General features: G+C 41.3%; 15 protein-coding genes. 12 read left to right on the top strand and 3 right to left on the bottom strand.

The genetic code is table 11. The features are described 5' to 3' along the window. Positions 1-148: 148 nt before the first annotated feature. Complete coding sequence (locus GSQ19_RS20200; protein WP_011319644.1) at positions 149-343, bottom strand: hypothetical protein; 195 nt, start codon at positions 341-343, stop codon at positions 149-151. A gap of 319 nt (positions 344-662) precedes the next feature. Between GSQ19_RS20200 and GSQ19_RS20195 the strand changes: the two genes are divergently transcribed. After that, the gene (locus GSQ19_RS20195) at positions 663-1,226 is read left to right on the top strand and encodes an SRPBCC family protein (protein ID WP_011319643.1); all 564 of its coding nucleotides are present in this window, start codon (positions 663-665) and stop codon (positions 1,224-1,226) included. 73 nt (positions 1,227-1,299) lie between these two features. Here the strand turns inward: GSQ19_RS20195 and GSQ19_RS20190 are convergent, their stop codons facing one another. Beyond that, positions 1,300-2,124, bottom strand: a complete 825-nt coding sequence (locus GSQ19_RS20190) for an SDR family oxidoreductase (protein ID WP_011319642.1) — start codon at positions 2,122-2,124, stop codon at positions 1,300-1,302. A gap of 191 nt (positions 2,125-2,315) precedes the next feature. Here GSQ19_RS20190 and GSQ19_RS20185 point away from each other — a divergent pair, with 191 nt between their 5' ends. Both GSQ19_RS20185 and GSQ19_RS20180 read left to right on the top strand, forming a co-directional pair. Further along, positions 2,316-3,647, top strand: a complete 1,332-nt coding sequence (locus GSQ19_RS20185; protein ID WP_011319641.1) for a P-loop NTPase fold protein — start codon at positions 2,316-2,318, stop codon at positions 3,645-3,647. Next, positions 3,623-8,767: a WD40 domain-containing protein gene (locus GSQ19_RS20180; RefSeq protein WP_011319640.1), complete on the top strand. Its 5,145-nt coding sequence runs from the start codon at positions 3,623-3,625 to the stop codon at positions 8,765-8,767. Before GSQ19_RS20185 ends, GSQ19_RS20180 begins: the two co-directional genes overlap by 25 nt. Positions 8,768-8,802: 35 nt before the next feature. On the opposite strand, the gene murG is transcribed toward GSQ19_RS20180, so the two are convergent. Continuing rightward, positions 8,803-9,876, bottom strand: coding sequence for an undecaprenyldiphospho-muramoylpentapeptide beta-N-acetylglucosaminyltransferase (gene murG / locus GSQ19_RS20175; RefSeq protein WP_011319639.1), 1,074 nt, complete (start codon positions 9,874-9,876; stop codon positions 8,803-8,805). A gap of 84 nt (positions 9,877-9,960) precedes the next feature. Between murG and GSQ19_RS20170 the strand changes: the two genes are divergently transcribed. From GSQ19_RS20170 to GSQ19_RS20130, 9 genes are all read left to right on the top strand, one after another. Continuing rightward, positions 9,961-10,785: a Cif family virulence factor gene (locus tag GSQ19_RS20170; RefSeq protein WP_011319638.1), complete on the top strand. Its 825-nt coding sequence runs from the start codon at positions 9,961-9,963 to the stop codon at positions 10,783-10,785. Positions 10,786-10,852: 67 nt separating this feature from the next. After that, on the top strand, positions 10,853-11,626 hold the full coding sequence (locus GSQ19_RS20165) for an SDR family oxidoreductase (protein ID WP_011319637.1): 774 nt from the start codon (positions 10,853-10,855) through the stop codon (positions 11,624-11,626). Positions 11,627-12,468: 842 nt separating this feature from the next. Then, positions 12,469-13,086: a hypothetical protein gene (locus GSQ19_RS20160; protein ID WP_011319636.1), complete on the top strand. Its 618-nt coding sequence runs from the start codon at positions 12,469-12,471 to the stop codon at positions 13,084-13,086. Between the two features lie 28 nt (positions 13,087-13,114). Beyond that, positions 13,115-13,492 carry a hypothetical protein gene (locus GSQ19_RS20155; RefSeq protein WP_011319635.1) on the top strand — a complete coding sequence of 126 codons (378 nt, stop codon included), beginning with the start codon at positions 13,115-13,117 and terminating at the stop codon, positions 13,490-13,492. Continuing rightward, positions 13,440-16,187, top strand: coding sequence for a hypothetical protein (locus GSQ19_RS20150; protein WP_041456230.1), 2,748 nt, complete (start codon positions 13,440-13,442; stop codon positions 16,185-16,187). Before GSQ19_RS20155 ends, GSQ19_RS20150 begins: the two co-directional genes overlap by 53 nt. A 25-nt stretch (positions 16,188-16,212) precedes the next feature. Further along, a complete protein-coding gene (locus GSQ19_RS20145) occupies positions 16,213-17,001 on the top strand; it encodes a hypothetical protein (RefSeq protein ID WP_011319633.1) in 789 nt (262 codons plus the stop codon). 76 nt (positions 17,002-17,077) lie between these two features. After that, complete coding sequence (locus GSQ19_RS20140) at positions 17,078-18,130, top strand: hypothetical protein (RefSeq protein ID WP_011319632.1); 1,053 nt, start codon at positions 17,078-17,080, stop codon at positions 18,128-18,130. A 73-nt stretch (positions 18,131-18,203) separates the two neighbouring features. Further along, complete coding sequence (locus tag GSQ19_RS20135; RefSeq protein ID WP_011319631.1) at positions 18,204-19,016, top strand: hypothetical protein; 813 nt, start codon at positions 18,204-18,206, stop codon at positions 19,014-19,016. Positions 19,017-19,087: 71 nt separating this feature from the next. Then, positions 19,088-19,780: a hypothetical protein gene (locus GSQ19_RS20130; RefSeq protein WP_011319630.1), complete on the top strand. Its 693-nt coding sequence runs from the start codon at positions 19,088-19,090 to the stop codon at positions 19,778-19,780. Positions 19,781-19,790: the final 10 nt, after the last annotated feature.

The raw sequence follows: 19,790 nt of genomic DNA, 5'->3' as shown, positions 1-19,790 counted from the left end.
TTACGCACCTAGATTTTTTGTTGAGACCGGGTGTGAGGGTGTAAGGGTGTGAGGGTGTAAGGGTGTAGAGGAAACAACTAATAATTTAAGTCAAGATACCTTATTAATACCGTTCTTCTTCTAACCCCTAAACCCCTACACCCCTATATTAAAAACGCCACCAAGTTTTTTGAGCATAAGCAATTAGACCGATCGCGATCGCCGCCAGAAAAAATAATAAAATTACTCCGCCAGGAATAAAGGTGAGAATACCAAAGCCTCTTAGCAGCCAGATAGCTATACCAATGCCTAGAATCACGCCTAGAAGCTGGATTAATCTGCGGTTTAAGGAAGATTGGCTCACTACTTTTTCCTTTAGTTTTCAAGTTTGCTCTATATTGTCAAGGTAACAGGGATTTTCTGCAATTCGAGTTGTCTAGATTTCGGACTTCTTGGAGAAGTTCGGGATCTGGTTTTTTACTGAGGAGCTTTAAATAAATTTCATATAGTAGTTAGATATACGGTTTTTTACGTAAATTTTCTGAAAAATAACCTAAAAATATTTAGTTCCGGAAAACTTGTGTGTTGAACTGGAACTAAAATTGGGTATGTTGAATTTGATGCCTGAGAATGGTTTTTCATTCAACCCCAAAGGTGGATAAGTTGAGGAGTGAATCTAAATTATGTCTGCATCTTATATTTCAGACCCAGTTATTGCAGGTACAAATATGACTTGGAGTCAAGAAAAGCAAAGCTTGTTGATGCAGGGTGAAATCTTAGTAGAAACACGATCACATACTGCTTGGGGTGGTGCTGTGTCTGCTTGTATGTACTTGCCCTTGAGGCGATCGCAAGTCTGGCAACAAATCACTGATTACCCTCGCTGGGTACAATACTTTCCAGACATTACCAAGAGCGAAGTTTTACAGCGTGGTGAAGTTAAACGCCTGTATCAAGCAGCACAAAAGGCATTTTTCTTTTTCACAGCTCAAGTCGAAATTTATCTTAATGTTGTCGAAGTTATAGGTCATAAAATTCAATTCCGTATGGAAAAAGGGACTTTCGTTGACTTCACAGCCAATTTGGAACTGAAAGATTGTGGCGACGGAACCCTACTGATTTACGGTGTTCAAGCTACCCCTAACATTCCTGTACCTTCTATTTTCATCCAACAAGCGATGAACTTTGAACTACCTGCCAATATGCGGAAAATGCGACAAGTTATCTCCAATTCTGTTAATTTCTGATTGGTGTTGGCAATAGCAGAGTGTTCAATCCTTGCTGAGTGAAATATTATTCTGTGAATCCCCAGTCCCCATCCTAAAAAACCGTATATGGATGAATCAATTGATATCCAGCTTCTTTGATTTTGCGATTGGAAACTTTGGCATTATAGGGACGATTACTCTTGAGGATCTCATCCCAAATTACCTGAGTGAGATTATATTTACTCAACAGAGTATCTAACAATTCTCTACTCGGTAAATGCGCGTCATCTACTAGATTGTAAATGCCTTGTAACGAGTTGTTGCGGACAAATTCTATAGCCCCAACAATATCATCTAAATGAATCCAGTTTGTGGTATCACTGCCATCACCAGGACGAGTTGTACCGGGAACTCTACTAAATATTTTCACTAGTTCCCGTCCAGCTCCATAAATGCCTCCTAGACGTAAGATACAAACACGAAGATTGACGCTAGAAGCTGATAGTAAAATATCTTCTGTTTCCTGAAGAATTTCTCCATTGCGGCTGACGGGCATAGTAGGTGTTTCTTCATCTACCCATTCACCATTTTTGTTACCATAAACCGAATAGCTGCTTGTATATATAAGTTGTTTAACATGAGAATTTTGCTGTAAAGCGGAGACTAAAGTTTTAGCTGTGTTGAGGTATGCTGCTTCATATAAGTCGCCGCCTTTTGCTCCCACACTCAACAAGACAACATCTTGATTTTGGAGAATATTTGTTAATTTATCTAGATCATCTCCTTGAGTTAGTACAACCTTGTGTGCCACTTTTTGTAATGCTGTCACACGTTCAGATGTAGTTGTTGTAGCAGTTATAAACAGATGAGGGTTTTGTTGCCAATGTTGGGCGATCGCACAACCAACATAGCCACAGCCAATAATTGCAATATTCATAGTTAATTTAGATTGATTAGTCAATTGTCAGTTGTCAGTTGTCATCAGTTCTTCTCTCTGCTTCCCAGTCCCTAGTCCCCAGTCCCCAATTTTTAGGGAATTTCTACTGATTTACAGCATAAATTTCTCAAAATTAATATATTTATTCAATAGGGTTGATATTGCCCATTCTTCAGCAAATTTAATTAGTTATGCCCCTAGATTTAGAAAGATTTTATCAAGCTTGCAATCCTAGCAGACCTTTGACGATGGGTAATGCTAGCGATCGCTGCTATTATATCGATTTTGCGGCGGTACGGGGTGGTAAAATCATTGAGGCTTTACTACGTACAATTACTAAAATATCACCGGATGCTCCGACTTGTCAGCTATTTACAGGGCATCTTGGCTGTGGCAAATCCACAGAGTTATTGCGACTTAAAGCCGAGTTAGAAGAACAGCAATTTCACGTAGTTTATTTTGAGTCTACCCACGTCTTAGAAATGGCTGATGTGGATGTGACTGATATTTTACTCGCCATCGCCGGTCAGGTGAGCGAAAGTTTAGAAGCCATAAAAATTCAAATCAAACCCAACTACTTTACTAAGTTGTTTGGGGAAGTTGTGGATTTTCTGCAAACGCCAATTGAACTAGGGGTGGAAGGTGAGTTATCTATAGGAATTGCCAAGATTACCGCCAAAACCAAAGAAAGCCCCCAGCTACGGCGAAGATTGCGAGATTACTTAGAGCCACGGACTCAAAATATACTACAATCGATTAATTCGGAATTATTGGAACGTGGTAATAAAGACCTCAAAGCCTTAGGAAAGAAGGGATTGGTGGTTATTGTTGATAATTTGGATAGGGTAGCAATTCGACCTTTACCATCCGGGCGATCGCTACCAGAATACTTGTTCATCGAACGAGGTGAGCAGTTACGCAAGCTCAATTGTCATGTAGTTTACACCATTCCTTTGGCTTTAACTTTTTCCAACTATAGCGCCGAACTGCAACAACGCTTAGGGGGAGGGGTAGCACCGAAGGTTTTACCGATGATACCCGTACGCCTACGGTCTGGGGAAATTTTTACTCAGGGATTAACAATGATGCGACAAATGATCCTCGCTAGGAGTTTCCCTGACATTGACCCTAGCGATCGGTTAGGCTTAATTACAGATGTGTTTGATAATTTAGAAACATTAGATCGCCTGTGTTTGATCAGTGGTGGTCATGTACGGGATTTATTAGGATTGCTGTTCGATTGTCTGCGTGAACAAGACCCACCTTTTGGGCGGGAGTGTGTCGAATTGGTGATTCAACGACAACGAGACTACCGTGCTAACGCCATTGACCCCCACGAATGGGAGTTAATTTTTCAAGTGGTGCAGCAGCAAAGGGTGAGGGGTGATATTGAATACCACACACTTCTGCGGAGTTTGTTTGTTTTTGAATACCGTGACCATCAAGGAGCTTGGTTTGCTGTCAACCCAGTTATAGCGGAGACACAAAAATTTAAATCATGGTTGAAGGACACCCAGCAGTAGATATTAAAGTAGCGAATGAGCGTGCTTTCACAAGTTTATGGAGAGCGATCGCTCTTTCTCATGGTAATTTTTCTGTAGCTTTGGTTTACTGTAATTATCGAGTCTTGCAGGAGAAAATATTGCAACGACTAGATGAAATGTTTGCTGAGAATCCCGTTCAAAAAGTTGTCTTACCTCCTAATACCAGAAGTCTTTATACAACTCTCCATTTAAATTTACTCCCCCAACAGCAACAGCCATCAGCCTTGATGGTTTTGGGTTTAGAATCAGTCGAGGAAATTGACGATTTACTCAGAGCCATTAATCATATTCGAGATGAATTTCCCAAACGTCATTCATTTCCGATGATTTTTTGGGTGAATGAAGAAGTCTTGCAAAAAGTCATCCGTTTAGCGCCGGATTTTGCCAGTTGGGCGGCGACACCGATTCGGTTTGAGATGACAACACCAGAGTTGTTGCAATTTCTCCAACAGGAAACCGACTCTTTATTTGCCAGAGTCTTACCCAAGGATATGGGACAACCCCAACAGCCTCAATTCGGTGATGATTACTCTACCTTAGAGCAGGTATGGGAACACAGTAATGAACTGCACTACGCTATTGCGGAACTCCATGAGAGGGGTATTACCTTAGAACCAGAATTAAACGCTAGTTTAAAATTTGTGTTTGGCTTAGATGATTATGTCAGCGATCGCATTCATCATGCCTTAAATCATTTTCAACAAAGTCTGCAAATTTGGCAACGATTGGGGGATTGGGGATTGGGGACTGGGGAACAGAGTATATCTTTTCCTGTTCGTCCTACTCCTTTATCTTCCCCAATTCTTAGACAGGGAGTTTTGCAATTATATATAGGGTTATGTTATTGCCGTTTAGCGGAGCAGAATCAGCTAGATAATCGTCGTCATTGGGAAACAGCAAAATTCTATTTTCAAGAATGTTTGGAGATTTTGCAGGTAGCTGGAAGGCCAGATATAGCATCGGAATTTATTGGTCAACTGGCGGAAGTTTTGGAACATCTGCAAGGATGGGATGAACTACAAACCGTTGCAGAGACAGCACTGGAGTTACATCATACCTACGGTAGTCAAATTCAACTGGCTTGCGATTATGGTTTCCTGGCCCAGGTGGCGTTACAGCAGTCGCGCTGGGTGCAGGCGAGTATTTTGGCACACGTATCACTATTAAAATTAACTGAGGCGCAAAACCATAACGATAGTGACCGTCATCATTGCCTATTTCCCTTACTGTTGGCACAAATATATTATCTAGTTTTAGCCAAAGCCCAACAAAACTTAGGTGAACCAGCAGTTGCACAGGAATATTTAGATAAAGCAGCCAAAGAATTACCAGCCGCTTTAGAAAATAGCACCCATCAATATGACGCTCATCGTTATATTAGAATGCTGCGGACATTGCGATCGCTCTATTTTGAAGCAGGTAGATATCTAGAAGCTTACCGCATCCGCCAAAAACGCCGCTCTGTAGAACAGCAATATGGTTTTCGGGCTTTTATTGGTGCGGGAAGATTGCAACCCCAAAGACAAGCAACCAACCCCGCTTTGATGTCACCCTCTGGTAGCAGTACTGTAGCCTTAGAAATCGCCGCTTCCGGTCGAGAACAAGATATAAATAACTTAATCGGCAGAATTAGCCGGGCTGACCAAAAATTGATCGTGATTCACGGCCCTTCTGGAGTGGGGAAGAGTTCCACTGTGACAGCTGGTTTAGTCCCAGCGTTACAAAATCGAGCGATTGGTGATCAAATTGCCATGCCCGTAGTATTGCAAGTATACACCGATTGGGTACGGGAATTAGGAAAGGCTTTAACTGAGGCTGTGGCGCATATTTCCGGAGATGTCAGCATTACGCCGGAGATTTTATCCACACCGACACCAGCGATGGATGTGGGCTATGCTCGATCGATGGCGATCGCTGATATATTAGGACAATTACGCCAAAATGCCAATAACCACCTGATCACGGTGCTGATTTTCGACCAGTTTGAAGAATTCTTCTTTGGTTATAGCGATGGCGTTCCGCCCACCGTAGGTGATCGTCAACAAAAGAAAGAATTTGATCAATTTCTCAGTCAATGTCTGAATATATCCTTTGTCAAAATCATTTTTTCCATCAGAGAAGATTATTTACACCGCTTATTAGAATTTAAACATCTTTCCTACCTGGAAGCAGTTAATAATAACATCCTTGATAAACAAATCCGTTATCAATTAAATAATTTTTCCCCAGAATATGCTAAAGTCATCATTCAAAAATTAACAGCACGTTCTCAAGTCAATTTGGAACCAGCTTTAATTGATGCAGTAGTGGAAGATTTATCAACTGAATTAGGGGAAGTCCGCCCCATTGAATTGCAGGTAGTTGGCGCACAAATCCAAGATGAGCGCATTAATACCTTAAAACAATATCAGCAATATCGACCAAATAAACTCATAGAAAGATATATCAAAGAACTGATCAAAGAGTGTGGCCCTGACAATGAGCGTGCAGCTTTACTTGTTTTATATTTGTTGACAGATGAAAGCAACAAACGACCTTTTAAAACCCGTGCCGAATTAGCTATTGAATTGGCAGAATTAGAAGACCCTGAAAAATTAGATTTAGTCTTAGATATTTTAGTTAACTCTGGCTTAGTTGTCTTGTTTCCTGATATTCCCGAACGTTATCAACTTATTCATGATTATTTAGTCGATTTGATTCGCTATCTCCAACAACAGGAATCCAGCTTACAAGCACAACTTGACCAACTACGCCATAAAGTCCAACAAAGTCAAACGGAAATTGCCCGCCTTAAAAGCGAACTCAGCCAAAAAAAGCAATCTAAACTCACAGATACTCATCTCCAACAAGGTTTGGATTTAGTCACAGAACTACGGGAATTACGCAAGCGAGAAGAACTAACTCAACTAGAAATTGAACAATTACGTGCTGAACTCAAAGAAAAGGAATTAACCGCCCAACTAGCCGAAAGCCAGAAACAACAAAGGCTCAGCCAAGCCAAGCTCAATCGTTCACTAAAAATTGCCCTGGCTGCCTCATGTCTCGCCATCTTGGGGTTAAGTGTTTCTATTATTACAGCAGTAGATAGCGAAATTAAAACCCTCAGCGTCTCCAGCGAAGCCCTGTTTGCTTCCCAAAAAGGTCTTGATGCGGTGAAAGAAGGTGTCAAAGCCGCCAGAAAACTGCAACGGGCTATTTGGGTAGACCCTTACACCAGAGAACAGGTGCAAACAGCACTCTATCAAGCCGTTGTGGGAGTGAGGGAATACAACCGTTTAGACGGGCATACCGCAGGGGTAAACAGTGCGGTCTTTAGCCCCGATGGTTCCCTGATTGCTTCCGCCAGTGCCGATAATACTATCAATCTCTGGCGTAATGATGGCAGCTTAATCAACACCTTATCCAAACATACTAATGTAGTAAATAGTGTCAACTTCAGCCCTGATGGCTTGTTAATTGCCTCTGCTAGCCAAGACAAAACCGTCAAACTATGGAACCGAGTCGGTCAACTAGTAACCACCTTACAAGGGCATAGAGATGTAGTAAATAATGCTAGTTTTAGCCCCGATGGTTCCCTGATTGCTTCCGCCAGTAGCGACAAGACGGTAAAACTATGGAGTCGAGAAGGGAAATTACTCAAAACTTTATCAGGCCATAATGATGCAGTTTTGGGCATAGCTTGGACACCAGATGGTCAAACTCTCGCTTCTGTAGGTGCTGACAAAAACATCAACTTTTGGAGTCGGGACGGTCAACCACTCAAAACCTGGAAAGGACATGATGATGCAATCTTGGGTGTAGCTTGGTCGCCCAATGGTGAAATACTCGCCACCGCCAGTTTTGATAAGACTATTAAACTGTGGAATCGCCAAGGTAATTTATTAAAAACCCTATCAGGACACACGGCGGGAGTCACAGCCGTCACCTTTAGCCCTAACGGTCAAACTATCGCTTCCGCCAGTATCGATGCAACCCTCAAACTTTGGAGTCCTGGCGGTCTGCTGTTGGGAACCTTAAAGGGTCATAACAGTTGGGTAAATAGTGTCAGTTTTAGCCCTGACGGTCGCACCTTCGCCTCTGGTAGCCGAGATAAAACGGTGACACTCTGGCGCTGGGATGAAGTGCTATTACGAAACCCCAACGGCGATGGTAACGACTGGGTGACAAGTATTAGCTTTAGTCCTGATGGTGAGACTTTGGCGGCGGCGAGTCGAGACCAAACTGTAAAAATTTTATCTCGGCAAGGGAAACTATTAAACATCTTCAAAGGGCATACAGGGTCAATTTGGGGCGTAGCATGGTCGCCAAATCAGCAGATGATAGCCTCAGCCAGTAAAGATAAAACAGTGAAATTATGGAATCGAGATGGCAAATTATTACATACCTTACAGGGTCATCAAGATGCAGTCTTAGCTGTAGCCTGGTCGTCGGATAGTCAGGTAATAGCTTCTGCCAGTAAAGATAAAATGGTGAAAATCTGGAGTCAAGACGGGCAACTACTCCACATCTTACAAGGTCACACCGATGCAGTCAATTGGGTCAGCTTTAGCCCTGATGGTAAGATATTAGCCTCCGTCAGCGATGATACCACCGTGAAATTATGGAATCGAGACGGGCAACTACTCCACACCCTCAAGGAACATAGCCGCCGAGTGAACGGGGTAGCATGGTCGCCAGATGGACAAATTGTAGCTTCTGCCAGCATCGACGGGACAGTTAAACTGTGGAATCGAGACGGTAGCTTGTTAAGAAATCTACCGGGTGACGGTGATAGTTTTATTAGTGTTAGTTTTAGCCCCGACGGTAAGATGTTAGCGGCTAATAGTGATGATAAAATCAGGCTTTGGAACCAGAAAGGCACATTGCTGATGGTTTTAAAAGGCGACAAAGATGAATTAACCAGTGTTACCTTCAGTCCCGACAGTCAAATTTTGGCAGCAGGCGGCGGCAATGGTAAAGTGATTTTCCAGAATTTAGCTGATATTAAACTCGAAAATTTACTAGTACGCGGGTGTGATTTACTACAAGATTATTTAAAAACTAATCTGGATGTGACAAAAAGCGATCGCACCTTATGCCCCAATACTAACAACAGGTGAGACTGTTGACTATTGACTCTTTATTTTGAATTGACTCATCTCTCCACAACTTCCCGTACTAGAACTGCCAACTTATCAGCACTATCAGGAACAGCGATAGCCTTGGCATTTTCCCCCATTTTGGCTAACTCTGGGGGGGACTGTAATAAATTTAAAACTTGATTTTGCAATAACTCTGCTGTTAAAGCAGATTGCTTAAAGCTTAACGCCGCCCCAGCTTTGGTAAATACCTCAGCGTTGTAAGATTGATGGTCTTCCGCCGCAAAGGGGTAGGGAATCAAAATTGCTGGTGTGCCACACACAGCCAATTCTGTTAAGCTACCAGCACCAGAACGGCTAATTGCTAAACTAGCCCGTTGCAGCAAAGCCGCCATATTGTCGTAGAAGGGTAATTCTATATATTGGGGATGCTTGAGACTATCAACATCAGGATCGCGATCGCCTGTTAAATGTACCACATAAGCCCCAGCCTCAAACCAAGCTGGAGCCGCTTGACGCACTAACTGATTCACCGCCACCGCCCCTTGGCTACCCCCAAACACCACAATTACAGGGACACCGCCAGGAATGGCTAAATCTAGTTGCGAATTATTACTTAGATTTAAGAATTGCGATCGCACTGGAGTCCCCACACAAACATTCGTAGCACGGGGTAAATACTTCGCAGCCACATCAAATCCTAAGGCGACTACACTACACCAAGGGCCAAAAAAGCGGGTAACTTTGCCGGGTAAAGCATTCGATTCATGAAAAATTACAGGTAAACCCAGAGAACGCGCTGCAATCACGGCTGGCCCGGCGATATATCCCCCTGTGGTGACAACTCCTTGAAAATTACCTTGTTTCAACAGTCGGCGGACTTTCAGAATCGAACCGATCAGTTTACCTAATATTACTAAAGATGAAAGTCCCAAGCCTTGCTGAAACCCTTCGACTGCAATAGTATTCAAAGGATATTGTTTAGGGACTAGCTGAGTCTCTAGGCGATTGGGGACACCAAGCCATTCAATCTCATAGTCTGGTAATTTTTCTGCCAGTGCGATCGCCGGAAACAAGTGTCCACCAGTCCCACTGGCAGCTATTAGTAATTTTATCGGTGCGTTTACCATGCAAAGTCTACCGTTTAGCGCCTAGCTTAACTAAGATAAAACAATTTCCTGTCCTTCTCCACTCCCATCAGTAAACTCTTCGCTATGACAAAGATGATTTTTTTGTTACTGAAACGCCAAAGTAGATTTCCTCGTAGCATTTGGCTGATTTTGTGTATTTTATCCTTGGGTCTCGTCAACATTTGGCAACCTACCCAAGCCATCGAAGTAGCTCAAAGCAGAACTACCCAAAACGCCCCTACTGAATTAACCAGTCTGTTGACGCAAATTGATGCTGCGGCTAGTAAAGGGGATATTAAAGGAGTATTGCAGTTTTATACCCCCACTTTCACTCATGGGGATGGGTTAAACCGCCAAACTCTGGAACAAGCCTTAGTAAAATTTTGGCAGCGTTACCCCAAATTGCAATACACCACACAACTACAGTCATGGAAGTCTGAAGGTAACGCCATTATCGCAGAAACTGTTACTAACATTACTGGTTCAGCGTCAGGAAATAATAACTTGGCTCTCAATGCCACTGTTAGATCCCGTCAGCGTATTACAGGCGGAAAAATCTCCCGCCAAGAAATTTTAGCGGAACGTACCTTAATTACTTCTGGGAACAAACCACCCCAAGTTGATGTTAAATTACCACAACAGGTAAAAGTTGGACAGCAGTATAATTTTGATGCGATCGTCCAAGAACCCTTAGGGGAAGATTTGCTATTGGGAACCGCATTAGAAGAAGCTATTCAACCTGCCAAATATCTCAACCCCACATCCGTAGATTTGCAATTACTCAATTCCGGTGGTCTTTTTAAAGTGGGACGCGCCCCATCCACCCCAGGTAATCGCTGGATTTCCGCCGTTATCCTCCGTGGCGGTGGTATGACAATGGTGACACAGCGTTTACAAGTGGTGAGATAGTAGTAGGTGGGTCAATAGTCAACTACAGACTGTTGACTGTTGACTATTGACCATTGACTCTTAACCTATGATTTCCCTAAAGAATCAAATTGTTTTGATTACTGGCGCAAGTAGTGGGATTGGTAATGCTTGCGCTAGGATTTTTGCTGGTGCGGGTGCAAAACTTATCTTGGCGGCGCGAAGGCTGGAAAGGTTGCAGCAGTTAGCTGATGAACTAAATCAAGATTTTGGTGTAGAGACTCACTTATTACAGTTAGATGTGCGCGATCGCTCTCATGTTGAATCTGCTATCACTAGTTTACCTCCTGCTTGGTCGGCAATTGATATTCTGATTAATAACGCTGGTCTCAGTCGCGGTTTAGATAAGCTTTATGAAGGCGACTTTCAAGACTGGGAAGAGATGATTGATACCAACATCAAAGGTCTGCTTTATCTAACCCGTTATGTGGTTCCAGGGATGGTAAATCGTGGCCGTGGTCATGTCATCAACCTTGGTTCTATCGCCGGACATCAAACCTATCCTGGTGGTAATGTTTACTGTGGAACAAAAGCTGCCGTCAAGGCAATTTCCGAGGGCTTAAAACAAGATTTGTTAGGTACTCCAGTACGAGTGACTTCTGTTGACCCTGGTATGGTGGAAACAGAATTTAGTGAAGTCCGCTTTCATGGTGATACAGAACGGGCGAAAAAAGTTTACCAAGGAGTCAACCCACTGACACCAGAGGACGTTGCTGATGTCATCTTTTTTTGCGCCACGCGATCGCCTCATGTCAATATTAACGAAGTCATCCTCATGCCTGTTGACCAAGCCAGCGCCACATTAGTTAATCGCAAAACATAATACTGGGACTGGTGTAAGGGTGTAAGGGTGTAAGAAAAAAAGAGTTATCACTAAACCCCCTAAACCCCTGCACTCCTACCCCAACCCTTTTCATACGTAAGTCCTGAACAAAGTAGAATCTGGACATTTGTTGATTTATCCATTAACCTAGTGCAGAGGTTATCATATGAGCAACACTTACTGCTAGTTATACAAACGGGTGTAAGTATTTAACTCTTTGTCAAAAAATTCTGATTGAGTATGCTAGAGATGTAATGACCTGCATCTACCGAAATTACTGCATTATCTCTGGGCAAGTTAAAACCTTCAGATCATCATATATAGTGCTAATTGAGAACTAAAAATTAGCTGACATATCATCTTGGATTAATATAAATTCGACAACGATAGAATTAGGTATTTCTGAAATATAGGTAGTAGGGTGGGTAATACCCAACCCGAAGATACTCAGATATTTTTTAACAATCAAATCGGATTTCCATAACATAATTGAGTTTAGCATTTTGAGCCAATTCAGCAAACTATGACCGATAATTGCTATAAACGTGCAGTATCGTCAGTTGGCTAATTCATCAATAAGCCAGGCTTGTAATCAAACATTAAGAGTTAGTCTCTCAATAGCTTTCAGCAAACATGACAAGTGTAGCAGATGGAAATATATACTTTTAACATAATGTTAAGATATTGTTAACTAATTTTTAACGATATATAATATCATGAAGTAATATTGTAACTAAAAGTTAATAAATTATTGAATAACAGGCGTTGGTACATGATAAATTATCAAGGTTTAAACAACAGTCTTAACCAGGGTTTGTAATAGCTAGTAGGAAAATTGGTAGATGTCTCAACAGAACGGTAATTCTCAAAGAGAATACTATAATTTCAGAAAAAACGTAACGCTAGATATTAATAAAATCGGGCTAGTACTAGCAGGATGGAAGGTTAAGTTAGTAGAATCAGTCCCATTTCTGTTAGCTTGTGCCGTATTTTTAAGCGTTATCAGCTTAAAAAGCCCTTTGCTCCTTTTTTGCTTACTATTTGGTAGTTTAACCGCTATCATAATTCAACAAATTGGACAACAATTGCATTTACCAAAGCGGTGGCTTATTGTATGTCAAATATCAGCAATAGCAGTCATTCTTAGTTTATTTTGGTTAGATTATTTCGCCTTTCCTGCACAGGCACAATTTTTTGGCAAGGCAGAAAGTTTTTTCAAAAATACATTAACCCAAGGCACTACAAATAATACTAATACGCAACCAGCAGTAAGTTTAATTTTTAACGTATTACGGGGAATATTCTTACTCTATATTGCAGTATCTCTCATTGGCGTGATCAATGCAGTACGTAAAGATGAGGATTGGCAAAGTATTGCCAGGACTCCTTTGTTAGTTGTAATTGCTGTCACTATTGCAGATGTTTTAACAGGATTTGTCATAGGTGATACTAGTAAATAGATAAGAGCTTCGTCTTTACGGATTGTTTATGTCTGAGGAACGGCAACCAGAATTTCGCCCAGTCAATCAAATTTTAGGCTCTCAGCCCTCACTAGGGCCAATTCCTGCCGACCAAATATTTCCTTGGACAATTATTTGTCTATCTGCTTACTTCATCATCAATGGAATTTTTGGGGGTATTTTCCCAGATGACTTTCAAAGATGGCTATGGACTTTTCTCATTGCTGGCTGGGGAATGGCCACTTGGTGGATATTATCGGGTGGTAGAAGCTGGCGTTTTTTAAGTAAGTTTATTGGAGTTCCCACTTGGACAAGAGGCTTTGCTCGTTATCACAGCTTGCTAGAAGTTAACTATGAAGCAAAAAATCGGAAAACAAAGCATCGGTCTCGCCGGACAAGAAAGTAGATTAACGCCGTTTGAAGATGCGTTACATTTATCAACCATGCTACGCATCGCGTTGGATGGTCGTGATATTGGCGCTTATATTTTAACGAAAGGAACTCAGAAAGATAAATTTTGCTTTGTTTTTGGGTTTGAATGTAAAGGCATCCATACCACTTTAAGAAAAGAACAAATAGACACAATCTTCAATAACATTGAATCTGGATTAAAAGACATTCCCGAAGGGGAAAGAATGACACTGCACATGGGGTCTTTTAGTTCAGATCAACAAAGGCAAACAGAATTAACAGACTTGATTAGGCGCGCTCCCTCTAGAGATATTAAATATTTGTTGATGGCGGAGAGAGCTAGAGCGCAAGAACTCACTGCTGCGGGAATTCGTAAGCCAAAATTCCTGAAAATATACGTTACATATACAATTGAACCGAGTTCCACCAATGCCGATGATTGGATTGAAAAACTGTTAGGAAAAGCAGAAGGATGGTGGTTAAAGTTCAAAGGTGACATTGCAGAAGTTGAAAACCAACGAATCGAAAGTGTGATTGCTAAAGCTTACCAACAGGGATTTTGTCGTTGGGAGCAACTTTTATCTAACAAAATGGGTTTAGATATTAAACCTTTAAATGCGGTGGAACTTTGGGAAAACGTTTGGAGAAGGTTTAATGATACCCAACCAATCGAGATTCCCCAATTAGTAACCCTGGATGAAAATGGACTGTATGAACAAGCTCATTCAGAATTATCGAGTACGCAATTATTGATAGAAAATATCCACAGTACAACACTGTTGATGGAGTCTGGTGTACCTTGTGCCGATCGCCGTTGGGTCAATGTGAATAATAATTACATTGGGGCGATGACTTTTTTGGAAAAACCAGGTGGCTGGCCGAATAAATTTGCCCAACTGCGTTATCTATGGGAACTCTTGGCGAGGGAATCGGTAGTAGATACAGAAATTGTTTGTCAACTAACGGCGGCGAACCCAGCTTTGGTGAAGACAACCCTGCAAAGAGTGCTGAAGCAGTCGAACATGACGGCTATGTTAGCACAGGAAAAGAGTAAGACGATTGATGTCAACGCTCAATTGAAATTGAGAAAATCCGTTGCAGCTCAAGAACAATTATTTGAAGGAGCCGTACCAATTTACACAGGTTTGGCTATTTTTGTCCATCGTCCCAGTGTTGAGAAATTGGATGAAGCCACACGGTATATTGAAAACTGCTTTCAACGTCCGGCGCGGGTGGTACGAGAAACTGAATATGCTTGGAAGATTTGGCTACAGTCTTTACCAATAGTTTGGGAAGGTTTATTAGTCAAACCCTTTAACCGTCGCCAGTTGTATTTAACTAGTGAAGTACCTGGTTTAATGCCTTTAGTGATTACCAAAGCTGGTGATAAACATGGTTTTGAATTAATTGCCGAAGAAGGCGGTACACCAGTACAGTTAGATTTATTCAACCAACATAAGAATTTAGCCTTGTTTGCGACTACCCGCGCAGGTAAATCAGTGTTGGTGTCAGGAATTCTAACCCAGGCTTTGGCGCATGGGATTCCCGTAGTCGCCTTAGATTTTCCTAAACCTGATGGGACATCTACCTTTACCGACTATGCCCATTTTATGGAAGGGAATGGTGCATATTTCGATATTTCTAAACAATCAAATAATTTATTTGAGCAGCCAGATTTACGATCGCTCGATCCAGAACAACAACGCGATCGCCTACTCGATTATACGGGCTTTTTGGAATCAGCCCTCATGACAATGGTGTTAGGCTCATCCAACGACAACCAACTATTAACACAAACCGTCCGTTCCCTACTCAACTTGGCTTTAAGCGCCTTCTTCGCTGATAAAGGGATACAAGAAAGATATAAAATGGCGATCGCTGGTGGATTTGGTACTCCAGCCTGGCAAAAAACCCCTACTCTCCACGACTTTCTGCATTTTTGTTCCCCAGAACATCTGCAACTAGATTCTGTCAGTGGCCGAGTGGAAGATGCACTCAGTCAAATTCATCTGCGCTTACGTTTTTGGCTTTCCAGCCGCGTAGGACAAGCCATATCTGCACCCTCTAGCTTTCCTACAGACGCACAACTATTGGTATTTGCATTACGCAACCTCTCAGATAACGAAGATGCAGCCGTACTATCCTTAAGTGCTTATTCAGCCGCCTTACGCCGCGCCTTAAGTAGTCCAGCCTCCATATTCTTTATTGATGAAGCACCGATTTTATTTGAATTTGATCAAATATCTGATTTAGTGGGTAGGATGTGTGCGAACGGCGCTAAAGCTGGGATTAGGGTTATTTTATCTGCACAAGACCCCGATACAATCGCCAAATCTAAAGCCTCATCCAAAATTTTACAGAACTTGACCACACGATTAATTGGTCGTATCCAACCAGTTGCAGTAGATAGTTTTGTCAGCATCCTCAAATATCCCAGAGAAATTATTGCACGTAACGCCTCAGAAAGCTTTTTCCCTCGCAAAGAAGGCGTTTATAGCCAATGGCTATTAGATGATAATGGCATTCATACCTTCTGTCGTTATTATCCAGGTTATGAACAATTGGCAGTAGTTGCTAATAATCCTAACGAGCAAACAGCACGTCAACAAGCAATGCAAGATTACAGAAATAAATATGAAGCAATATCAGTATTTGCACGTCAGTTAGTAGCTAGTTTGCGTAATAGTTAATCGAAAAATACGAATGGTGATGGCAATGAAAAAAACTATTTTATTCACATTGGGATTACTGGGATTGTTGATAGCGCCAGCTACAGCGCAATTGGGGAAAGTTTGGACTGAATTTCAATTCTACTCCACAGATTTGCAAAATTATTTAAAATATAACTTGAGTGAAACTTTAAAACCGCTAGAAAGTAGCAGTCAAAATGCTCTCAATGGTGCAACAGGTGATTTGAATATACCCAATCCTATTGCGGCTGGTGAGCAGGTTCGCAAAGATATCATATTTTTCAATTCCATACCTGACAAATTTGAAAGTAATCAAGCGATACGTTCCAACTCCGTGACAAATGAAATTAATCGTTACCTCACCCGGAGTTCGGTAGAAGGAACACTGGGTAAAAATGGACAAAGAAGAATGAAAGCAAAATTGGAAGATACAGAAGCAAGTGTTACTAAAATTGAAGAGTATTCTGCTTTAACTGATCAAATTCAATCAGGTTTGGCTAGCATTCTCCAGGCAGCCGTTAATACTGCTGCGGCGGCGGCGAATCCAGCACTGAATGCGGCTCAAAGTCAAGCTGACTTACAAGTGCAAAGTATTAAAATTCAAACTGAGCAATCAAAGATTATCAGTGAAAACTTATATCAAACGGTATTGGCAAATCAGTCTCTACAATACTCTAATTTAAATCTAGCGAATATTTCCCAACAGATGGAAGAAGCCAATCGGGCACGGCGAGTAGACACATCCACAGAAGCAGCGAGGCTGTTGAGAACTACCTCTCAAATCGATTTATTTGGACGAAAAAATGAAAATTAAATTACTACTTTATCTATTTTTCTCTGGTCGTTATTTTCTGCCATAAAGACATAGAGAATAGAGTTGTATAAATATTATGATTAAATTCCCGATTTACACACTCCTAGCTGATATTGGCGTTACTGATACCTTGAATAGCGGTATGGCAACGGCTCGTAGTATTGCGGAAGGTTGGGACAATCAATGGCTAGATTTATTACAAAATAATACGAGTGATAACTTATATGGAGCCTTAACAAAACTAGGAATATTCTTTGCTGTCGGAACCTTATTATTCTTTGTCCTCCAGTGGTTCAATGATATGATTCACAGCGAATACTCCCGTCCAATATCGGCTCTTGTTTGGCCTTTTATTGTAGTTGTACTGTTAAGCAATTCAGGTAATGGTAGTCTTCTTTCTACTTTGACATTAGGTGTCAGAAATTTTATTAACACGGTCAATCAGCAAGTAGTTACTACCGCAGATGCTGACTTAGTTTATCAGCAAGCATTAAACATGAGCATTGCGGAAGAAGTAGCTGGTTCACTACTTCGTCCTTGTCAATCTTTAACTGGCGAACAACAAACCCAATGCTTTACTAAAGCTAGTGAAAAAATCGATAACCTTTGGAGAGAATATAGAAATTTATATGGTAATAAGCCTTGGATAGTTAGGCTGGAAACTCAAGTCAATCAAATCAGATTTGGTACAGGTAATATATCAGAAACTGACTTTAGCGCTTTGATGGGAAATACAGTCCAAACTAGTATTAAAAACTTTCTAGTTTCACTACAATATGCTTTTCAAAATCTCATAGAAGCAACTATGTTACTCATAGCAGTCTTAGGGCCGCTAGCTGTTGGCAGTTCCTTACTTCCGGTGGCTGGTAAACCGATTTTCTTATGGTTAACAGGGTTTTTATCAGCAGGAATTGCCAAACTTTCCTTCAATATTATTGCTATTATCACCGCCTCTGTAATTGTCAACGGCCCCGCACAAGACCCTAATGCTAATCCAGATTTGATGTGGTTTATGATCTTCTTAGGAGTTTTAGCACCACTATTATCTTTAGTTTTAGCAGGGTTGGGGGCTGTAGCAGTATTTAATGGTATTAGTAATGCAGCAACTATTGTTAGGGACAGGATATAGAAGTGGTAATTGGTAATTGTAGAGTTTAAATTTTCAAAATTAAATAGAGTTTTATATAAATTGGGTGGGGAAAATGGTCAATTTTTTACAGCAGAAAAAACAAACGGTTAGTATTCTGACGACATTTGCGATCGCCACCTTTAGTTTGCACTTATTAGTATTAGTTATCTTTCTCGTCCAAGGCTTAAATATCCGCCAGTTGAGTATCCGCAAACCCCCCAATTTTGTACAGACAATCGATGGTAAGCCAGCAGGCGTTACGGACGATTTAGCCAGAGATCCCTTAGTGATTCGCCAATTCGTTAGTAAAACGATGATATCCATGTTTAATTGGTCGGGAACTCTACCACCACAAAATGCGGAAGACATCGCCAAACCCCAGCCAGACCCAGGAATATTGATTAGAACAGCGCAAGGAGGTAGCCAGCGAGTCAGCACCAGTAGTTGGGTAGCGAGTTTCGCCTTATCAGAGGATTTTCGCAAAGGTTTTTTAAGTGCGATCGCTGATATGACTCCACCCGAAGTTTTTGCCAGCAATTCTACTCAAGCGATGTCAGCACAATTAACCATTAAACGAGTTTACCCCCCAGTAGCGATCGCACCCGGAACCTGGCGAGTGGGGATGGTAGCTGACCTGATTCAAACCAAAGGTAGCGATAACAGAAAAACAATTACTCCTTTCAATAAAGATTTATTAGTACGTGCAGTAGACTATTTTCCTTATCCCTTAGCTGAAAATAGCACCGACCTGCAAAAAGCAATTTATAGTAGTCGCACTGATAAATTAGAAATTTATGAAGTCCGCAACTTATGTTTATTAGATGACTATAAGAACACAAATACCAACGCAGCCTATCCCTGTGAAGCTGGCAGCTTTATTCGATAATTTACCCAGAAAAAAAGTTAGCAGTTAAAAATTATCTCTCCCCCAATCCCCAGTCCCCAGTCCCCAAACTTATGCAGCTACTTAAACCAGAAAATAAAAAAACTAGTATTTTACCCCTGTTCGCTGTGGGGACATTTGGGTTAAACCTGTTGACTTTACTGTTACTGATGTTCCACGGGTCGATGTTACAGCAATTAAATCGTCAATTTACACCCCGGAGTTTGGTACAACTAATTGATGGAAACGCCATTACAGCAGACCCCAAACCAAGTTCAGAGCGACATCCAGAAACAGTCCGCCGCTTTGTGGGTGAAACTATGAGCCTCATGCTTACTTGGTCACGCAAACAACCACCAGCAGCCATTTGGGAAGCCAGTTCACAGTTATTAGTTAATAATTTACAAGCAAAATTTTTATCAGAAATTAATCAGTTAAATTCTCCGAGCCAATTTGGTAATACTAATAGAGGTGATGATCATGTATTAGTAATCCAGAAAATCTCTCAACCAAAACTAGTGAAAGAGCGTCAATGGAAAGTAGAAATTTTTGCCAATCAATTAATTTTTAATGGTTCTGACAATTTAGGTAAGTCAATTCCTTTTAATAAACAAATTGTAGTTCGAGCTATAGATGAACCGTCTATTTCTCTACCATCTCAACCCCAGCCTTGGCATTTAGCAGCTTTCCGCTTAGGGGAATCTCGCTTAGAAATCTATAATATCTGCGATATCGAAGATACAAATTGCGCCGGAACTTCTAACTAACTCCCCACTC

It is taken from the genome of Trichormus variabilis 0441 (assembly GCF_009856605.1).
GTDB lineage: Bacteria > Cyanobacteriota > Cyanobacteriia > Cyanobacteriales > Nostocaceae > Trichormus > Trichormus variabilis.
Note: the sequence above shows the minus strand (reverse complement) of the source record. Positions and strands in the feature narration are given on the sequence as shown.

Excerpts from the sequence above, each read along its gene's own strand:
- GSQ19_RS20195 (WP_011319643.1), top strand. The coding sequence starts at position 663 with ATGTCTGCATCTTATATTTCAGACCCAGTTATTGCAGGTACAAATATG.
- GSQ19_RS20185 (WP_011319641.1), top strand. The coding sequence starts at position 2,316 with ATGCCCCTAGATTTAGAAAGATTTTATCAAGCTTGCAATCCTAGCAGA.
- GSQ19_RS20160 (WP_011319636.1), top strand. The coding sequence starts at position 12,469 with ATGTCTCAACAGAACGGTAATTCTCAAAGAGAATACTATAATTTCAGA.
- GSQ19_RS20170 (WP_011319638.1), top strand. The coding sequence starts at position 9,961 with ATGACAAAGATGATTTTTTTGTTACTGAAACGCCAAAGTAGATTTCCT.
- GSQ19_RS20135 (WP_011319631.1), top strand. The coding sequence starts at position 18,204 with ATGGTCAATTTTTTACAGCAGAAAAAACAAACGGTTAGTATTCTGACG.
- GSQ19_RS20150 (WP_041456230.1), top strand. The coding sequence starts at position 13,440 with ATGAAGCAAAAAATCGGAAAACAAAGCATCGGTCTCGCCGGACAAGAA.
- GSQ19_RS20165 (WP_011319637.1), top strand. The coding sequence starts at position 10,853 with ATGATTTCCCTAAAGAATCAAATTGTTTTGATTACTGGCGCAAGTAGT.
- GSQ19_RS20140 (WP_011319632.1), top strand. The coding sequence starts at position 17,078 with ATGATTAAATTCCCGATTTACACACTCCTAGCTGATATTGGCGTTACT.
- GSQ19_RS20155 (WP_011319635.1), top strand. The coding sequence starts at position 13,115 with ATGTCTGAGGAACGGCAACCAGAATTTCGCCCAGTCAATCAAATTTTA.
- GSQ19_RS20145 (WP_011319633.1), top strand. The coding sequence starts at position 16,213 with ATGAAAAAAACTATTTTATTCACATTGGGATTACTGGGATTGTTGATA.
- GSQ19_RS20130 (WP_011319630.1), top strand. The coding sequence starts at position 19,088 with ATGCAGCTACTTAAACCAGAAAATAAAAAAACTAGTATTTTACCCCTG.
- murG (WP_011319639.1), bottom strand. The coding sequence starts at position 9,876 with ATGGTAAACGCACCGATAAAATTACTAATAGCTGCCAGTGGGACTGGT.
- GSQ19_RS20180 (WP_011319640.1), top strand. The coding sequence starts at position 3,623 with ATGGTTGAAGGACACCCAGCAGTAGATATTAAAGTAGCGAATGAGCGT.
- GSQ19_RS20190 (WP_011319642.1), bottom strand. The coding sequence starts at position 2,124 with ATGAATATTGCAATTATTGGCTGTGGCTATGTTGGTTGTGCGATCGCC.